At 61.2% G+C, this 5,140-nt stretch carries 11 protein-coding genes and 1 pseudogene; all 12 read right to left on the bottom strand.

The features are described from left to right. Positions 1 to 108 precede the first annotated feature (108 nt). The 12 genes and pseudogenes from AC52Q4_RS16480 to AC52Q4_RS16425 all read right to left on the bottom strand — a co-directional run bounded on the left by AC52Q4_RS16480 (position 109) and on the right by AC52Q4_RS16425 (position 5,063). Complete coding sequence (locus AC52Q4_RS16480; RefSeq protein WP_495537885.1) at positions 109 to 387, bottom strand: type II toxin-antitoxin system Phd/YefM family antitoxin; 279 nt, start codon at positions 385 to 387, stop codon at positions 109 to 111. Positions 388 to 542: 155 nt separating this feature from the next. Then, positions 543 to 689 (bottom strand): annotated as a pseudogene (locus AC52Q4_RS16475) (type II toxin-antitoxin system RelE/ParE family toxin); the annotation flags it as partial. Continuing rightward, on the bottom strand, positions 662 to 856 hold the full coding sequence (locus tag AC52Q4_RS16470) for a hypothetical protein (protein ID WP_495537884.1): 195 nt from the start codon (positions 854 to 856) through the stop codon (positions 662 to 664). The pseudogene AC52Q4_RS16475 and the gene AC52Q4_RS16470, both read right to left, overlap by 28 nt. Beyond that, complete coding sequence (locus tag AC52Q4_RS16465; protein WP_495537883.1) at positions 846 to 1,151, bottom strand: DUF433 domain-containing protein; 306 nt, start codon at positions 1,149 to 1,151, stop codon at positions 846 to 848. The genes AC52Q4_RS16470 and AC52Q4_RS16465 overlap by 11 nt, the downstream gene beginning before the upstream one ends. Positions 1,152 to 1,269: 118 nt before the next feature. Continuing rightward, positions 1,270 to 2,184 carry an RpnC/YadD family protein gene (locus AC52Q4_RS16460; RefSeq protein WP_495537882.1) on the bottom strand — a complete coding sequence of 305 codons (915 nt, stop codon included), beginning with the start codon at positions 2,182 to 2,184 and terminating at the stop codon, positions 1,270 to 1,272. Beyond that, on the bottom strand, positions 2,174 to 2,500 hold the full coding sequence (locus tag AC52Q4_RS16455; RefSeq protein WP_495537881.1) for a transcription termination/antitermination NusG family protein: 327 nt from the start codon (positions 2,498 to 2,500) through the stop codon (positions 2,174 to 2,176). Before AC52Q4_RS16455 ends, AC52Q4_RS16460 begins: the two co-directional genes overlap by 11 nt. A gap of 29 nt (positions 2,501 to 2,529) precedes the next feature. Continuing rightward, the gene (locus tag AC52Q4_RS16450; protein ID WP_495537886.1) at positions 2,530 to 2,862 is read right to left on the bottom strand and encodes a DUF5615 family PIN-like protein; all 333 of its coding nucleotides are present in this window, start codon (positions 2,860 to 2,862) and stop codon (positions 2,530 to 2,532) included. Further along, entirely contained in the window at positions 2,862 to 3,086 is a 225-nt protein-coding gene (locus tag AC52Q4_RS16445; protein WP_495537880.1) for a DUF433 domain-containing protein, read from the bottom strand. The genes AC52Q4_RS16450 and AC52Q4_RS16445 overlap by 1 nt, the downstream gene beginning before the upstream one ends. 33 nt (positions 3,087 to 3,119) lie before the next feature. Then, positions 3,120 to 3,809, bottom strand: coding sequence for a transcription termination/antitermination NusG family protein (locus AC52Q4_RS16440; protein ID WP_495537879.1), 690 nt, complete (start codon positions 3,807 to 3,809; stop codon positions 3,120 to 3,122). Beyond that, positions 3,772 to 4,206 carry a winged helix-turn-helix transcriptional regulator gene (locus AC52Q4_RS16435; RefSeq protein WP_495537878.1) on the bottom strand — a complete coding sequence of 145 codons (435 nt, stop codon included), beginning with the start codon at positions 4,204 to 4,206 and terminating at the stop codon, positions 3,772 to 3,774. The genes AC52Q4_RS16440 and AC52Q4_RS16435 overlap by 38 nt, the downstream gene beginning before the upstream one ends. Positions 4,207 to 4,465: 259 nt before the next feature. Then, a complete protein-coding gene (locus AC52Q4_RS16430) occupies positions 4,466 to 4,687 on the bottom strand; it encodes a type II toxin-antitoxin system MqsA family antitoxin (RefSeq protein ID WP_495537877.1) in 222 nt (73 codons plus the stop codon). Positions 4,688 to 4,886: 199 nt separating this feature from the next. Continuing rightward, complete coding sequence (locus tag AC52Q4_RS16425) at positions 4,887 to 5,063, bottom strand: transcription termination/antitermination NusG family protein (protein ID WP_495537876.1); 177 nt, start codon at positions 5,061 to 5,063, stop codon at positions 4,887 to 4,889. Between the last annotated feature and the right edge of the window lie 77 nt (positions 5,064 to 5,140).

Genomic DNA, 5,140 nt, shown 5'->3' with positions numbered 1-5,140 from the left:
ATATAGGACCACCCTGCTCTAAAGCATCATTCAGCACCCTCCGCGCCGGCATCGAGAGTCGTTCCGGTCCACTCATCCACCAGATCCAAACATGGGTATCAAGCAAGATCACCGCGTCGCTTCCCAGTCATCCTCCCCGACTGGCATTTCCGGACTATCGGAGCGTTTGACCGAGCCGCGTAGAGCCCGGAAGGGATCCCGTTCGGAGGGACAATAGCGCGTGATGCGAATAGCGGGACGGCCATGATCCGTGATGATCAGCTCCTCGCCGGTCTCTTGTATCCGGCGGAAGTACTCCAGCGCGCGCGGCTTGAACCGTGCCTTGGATGTCTGCATCGCCAGCACCCCCGAATAAATGCCTATAGCCATAATACCATAGTCATTCATTCCCTCGACTCGCTGCCGTTATGACAGGCCAGCGCGTCTTTCTGCGGCTCGGGGCCACCGAGGCGTGGTGCAACGCGTTTCGCTCCACCGGAAGCAGTCATGGCCAACTGGCCCTGCATTGAGCGCAGTGCTCCGCTGCCTCCGACTCTCCGTCTTCATACCACATCCCAGGGTTTTACATCCCTGGCGGCAAGATTACGGCTGCCATGGATGACAGTGATGACCTGCACGCGCTCTGAGGTTGATCGGTAGAGGATCCGGTAGCCCTGGAAAATCAGCTCCCGCACATCGTCGGGTTCGGCTTCAACCGTCGCTTCGCCTCCTCGTGAGCGACGGTACGCCCCTCCTCGGCCGCTTTTAGGCCGTGCTCGATCTTTTGCTTGACATAGAGCTCGTACATGATGTCATCCCAGCTGGCTTGTTCTGGCAAGTGGTCGATGATCCGCCGTGCAGCCTCTTTAGCAGTCATATTCGGCACGTTTGCCTCCTCCACAGCTTGTTCGACGCTCGGAAATATAAAGCACATCCGCACCTTGCTCTCGAAGCCTGCGCACCAACGGCGCCGGGATGTTTTCGTCAGCCAGCAAATACAAGGACGTTATCCGAATGCAACCTCTTACCGCCCTACAGTAAGTCATGTTGGCAGAGAGGGCGTGGACGATTTGTTCTGGGGTCATGCCAGAGCTTAATTCGCGCAGGATTTGCTCAACCGTGATACGCGTGCCGCGGACCACAGGCTTGCCGGCCATGACTTCCGGGTTCATCTCAATGCGATTGTGTGTGCGCATGGCCACGTCAAACACAGAGTATGCCAAGCACGCGATCTTAAAGGCATATCAGCTATTGCGCCCTACCCCCGCTCATTGAGTTGGCTCAAGGGGATCAGCGCAGCACCTCATCCGGGCCGTGCGCCGTGAGAATACGCTCGGACCAAATGAGCAGCGTCTCGGCGTCCGCCGTCTCGATGCGCCGGCGCTGGGCTTCGGTGAGAATGCCAAACTTGCGCTCCATCTGACGGATCAGGACAGCGGCCTCGCCCTGCTGAAGGCCTTGCTGAAGGCCTTGCTGAAGACCTTGCTGCAGGCCCTGCTTCAAACCGCGCTCCGTAAAGCGCTCGGCGAATGAGCTCATGGCTTGCACCTCGTCGGGGTAGTGTGTCTGGAACACACGGCGTTCATTATCATCCAGCGCGGCATAGATGTCGATGAAATCCAGGTACTTGGCCTGGCGCTCCGGGTCCGGCTCCAGCGCCAGCAGACCCCGCAGCGCCTGGGCGAAGACCTCCAGCTTGCGCGCCGCGGGGTAGGCCATATTCGGCAGGTTTAGCCGGGCGACCAGGTTGTCTCGGTGCAGGTACGACTCGGCCGGTAGCGAGGCGAGCTCGCAGGCCAAATAGTGAAACCGCAGGTACTGATGGCGATCGCCGCCGAGGATCAGCTCGCGCGGCGCGCCGTGGCCGCGCAGGAAGATGACCACCGGCACCACCCCAGTGATGGCGAGCAGCTCCGCGAGATCCAGGCAGTAGTGAGCCAAACGGTGGATGGAGAAACGCCGTGGATCACTTTCTTCCTCCACCACGAACAGCACCGCCTCGCGACGCCCGTCCGGCCACTCCACCAGCAGCGGCACGTCCAGCTCGCGAAAGCGCTCCCCTAATCGCTCCTGGAGCTGCTCTTGGCGCACCGGCAAGATGCGGGTGGCCGGGTCAATGCCGCCGGCCTCTTCGGCGGCAAAGAAGCGAAGCGCTTGGTGGGGGTAGTCCAGGATGAGGTTTTTGAAGTTCTGATCATGGTTCACGGTTGCTTCTCTTCCTTGCCAGGACGAGTGGCGCCGGGGTCGAGCAGCACCACCACGCGGTTCTCTGCGCGGCAGCCGGACCGCAGCCGAAGCCCACGAGCCCCATCACGCCGCGTGTGCAGCGGATGGGCGCCCAGTTCTCGGCCACATCATCATCCAGATGCACGAAGAGGTATCGGGGGAAGAGGGATTCAATGACGGTGGTCATCCGAGCACTTCGGCGTCGGCGCAGCCGGACCAGCGAGCGGTACACCACGTAGCGCCGACGGCTCAAGTACCGCTCGGCGTGCTCGTCCTCACGCGGCTTGCAGTGCACGGCGTACCAGAGCGCTCCGTTTCAGGTTTTTAGTTGACCTCGATCAGCGCCTCGCCACGTTCCAAGGCCCTGGTAACCTGAGCCAACAAGGGTTCAAACCAACGTAGTAGCTCCGCTCTGCGCGTATTGCCGATTCGCAACCAAACCACGGCTGGATTCGGATCGGCGCTCATGTTGCGCAATACTGTGAAGTCTTCATCTTTGGTAATGATTGCCGCACCACTCGTTTTTGCCTGTTCCCATATGGCAATATCCGATGCTGCCGTCATACCGATGTCGGCGACATGTTCTGCTTCGTAGCCCTGAGCCTCCAGCCAGCGAGCCAAAGCTGGCGGGAGTTGCGCGTCCACCAGAAAGCGCATCAAGCTACATGCAGGATCGGGTGGTCGCTCTGGCGGGCAGCGAACTCTAGCGCCGCCGTAATGTCTGCGGGTTCAAGGTAAGGGAAATCTTCGAGGATCTCCTCTCGGGAGGCACCCGCTGCCAGCAGATCCAGAATATCCTTCACCCGGACTCGTAGGCCCCGAATGCACGGGCGCCCGCCGCACTGTTCTGGGTTGACGGTGATCCGGTATAGCTCGCTCATCAGATCGTTCTCCCGTCCATGCGCGTCAACATACTATAACCCGCCCTGCGCCAGATAGCCCACGACCGCGGAGCCGATGAAACCGGCGCCGCTCCAATACCAACTTGCACGCAGCAAGGTTTCTCCGTTAGCTGCGGCGATCCATCCGGGCACGCTACCGCCTGGGGTGTCGCTCCCCATGTGCCAAGGCGTTGATTTTCGTGCGCGGACGAGACTTTTTAAGCCTCGGCCAAGGCGCCCTCCGGCACTGTCAGGCGCTGGGCCTGGCGCATGACATCGAGCAGCACCACCCACGCGGTCCTCGCCGCGGCGGGCGTGAAACAATGCCTCGTAGCCCGCAAACGGTCCCTCGATGAGGCGCACCTTTTGATTGCGGCGCAGTTGCGGCGCGGTGATCAGATCCAGGCAGCCGCTGCGCGCCTCCATTCGCGCGCGCAGCTCGTCGATGACCGGCTCCGGCACTTCGGTCGGGCCGTGGCCGAAGGCGACGAGCCCCATCCCGCCGCGTGTGCAGCGGATAGGCGCCCAGTTCTCGGCCGCCTCATCCAGATGCACGAAGAGGTATCGAAGGAAAAGTGATTCGATGACGGTGGTCATCCCAGCATTTCGGCGGCGGCGCAGCCGCACCAGCGGCCGGAAGACTTCATAGCGCTGGTTGCTCAGGTGCCGCTCGGCCCGCGCGTCCTCACGCGGCTTGCAGTGCACAACATACCAGCGCCGCATGATGGTTACTCCCCCTGTCCATGCGATTGGACGTGGCGATTTCGGCACGCAGGGCTTCGATCCGTAAAAAGCGCAGTGCCAGCGCGGCCTTCTCGGAGAGGCCCTGCGGGGTCAGCTTGTAGAGATAGGCGCGCTTGTGGCGTCTGTTGCGAGAGGAAAATGGATTACGCACACCATCCGTGGCGTGTGCCCTATCGGGCCAGCTAAAGCTGTTCAAAATCGGTCCTGACGATTTTGTCCGGCCTGCGCCGGAATGACGCAATTGGGCGAGCCAGAGATTTCGAGCAGTTGCCCCTGCGAGGCTGATGCCAAGCGCAGCGGCCAGCTCGCGCTGAGTCATGTCCGGCTCTTGTTCCAAGTGGCGCAGCACCTGGAAGCGCAGATCCTCAGAGCGCATGGCTTGGTCTTCTGCTGTGGCTGTTGCCCATCGCGGCGGCTCCGTCAGCAGGCCCGCCAGGCGCCACGTACGTTCAACTAATGAACAAATGTAATTTACACCACAACCGCGGGCCAAAGGCAAGGAGGTGAGAGCAAGGTGCAATGGGATCAGGGCGGCGAAGACGGGTTGTCCGGCGAATCTGCTCTATGATTGCGCCTTACGGTGCGCTATCCCAAACCAGCCCATGTCGGAGCGGCCGAGCACCACGCCGTACGCTCTATGCTACATAGCGGCGAATCTCCAATTCCACCGCTTCATCAGTATCTTCGATAAGTTGGTCGAGCACCTGCATGACGGCATCAGAGACCAAATACTCGCCGCATGAGGCGCATTGTTCGACAGGTAGGCCCTTGACGATCAGAATCCGGCGATCGTCCAGTTTGAACGGCAGGTCCGTCGCGACGCTCTCCAATGATCCACCGCACACATGGCACTTCATACGCTGCGCCTCCGCCTTTTACCTTCTGCCCGCCACTGGGGCGTTATCTGCAGCGCCACACAGCCGCCGTGCGCGTCCGTTCGCGCGCGAAGCTCGCGAATAACCGCCTCCGGCGTCTCCGCCGGGCCTTTGCGGAATATCACAAGCCCCGCCACACCAAGGGTAAAGTGAATGGGGGCAGCGTTCTCGGCAAGGGCATCTAGGTGAACGAAGAGATACCGGGGAAGAGCGATTCAATGAGCGTGGCCATGCGCCCGGCCCGGCGCCGGCCCACCTGGATAAACGGGCGGAAGGCTTCGTAGCGCTGCCGGCTCAGATGCCGCTCGGCGCGCTCATCCTCGCGCGGCTTGCAATGGACAGCATACCAGCACCGCAATACGCGTGATGGAACCTCGCCTATCCAGGGTCAGCCTCGAAGGGAGATTTCGTGCCTTTGTCCCTGTAATTCTACGA

Source organism: Nitrococcus sp. (assembly GCF_059432795.1).
This window is presented reverse-complemented; position numbering and strand designations above follow the sequence as displayed.

What these genes read in the sequence shown, in the direction of transcription:
- AC52Q4_RS16445 (WP_495537880.1), bottom strand. Translation starts at nt 3,086, where the DNA reads ATGAGCGAGCTATACCGGATCACCGTCAACCCAGAACAGTGCGGCGGG.
- AC52Q4_RS16470 (WP_495537884.1), bottom strand. Translation starts at nt 856, where the DNA reads ATGACTGCTAAAGAGGCTGCACGGCGGATCATCGACCACTTGCCAGAA.
- AC52Q4_RS16440 (WP_495537879.1), bottom strand. Translation starts at nt 3,809, where the DNA reads ATGCGGCGCTGGTATGTTGTGCACTGCAAGCCGCGTGAGGACGCGCGG.
- AC52Q4_RS16450 (WP_495537886.1), bottom strand. Translation starts at nt 2,862, where the DNA reads ATGCGCTTTCTGGTGGACGCGCAACTCCCGCCAGCTTTGGCTCGCTGG.
- AC52Q4_RS16435 (WP_495537878.1), bottom strand. Translation starts at nt 4,206, where the DNA reads ATGCGCTCTGAGGATCTGCGCTTCCAGGTGCTGCGCCACTTGGAACAA.
- AC52Q4_RS16480 (WP_495537885.1), bottom strand. Translation starts at nt 387, where the DNA reads ATGAATGACTATGGTATTATGGCTATAGGCATTTATTCGGGGGTGCTG.
- AC52Q4_RS16430 (WP_495537877.1), bottom strand. Translation starts at nt 4,687, where the DNA reads ATGAAGTGCCATGTGTGCGGTGGATCATTGGAGAGCGTCGCGACGGAC.
- AC52Q4_RS16465 (WP_495537883.1), bottom strand. Translation starts at nt 1,151, where the DNA reads ATGAACCCGGAAGTCATGGCCGGCAAGCCTGTGGTCCGCGGCACGCGT.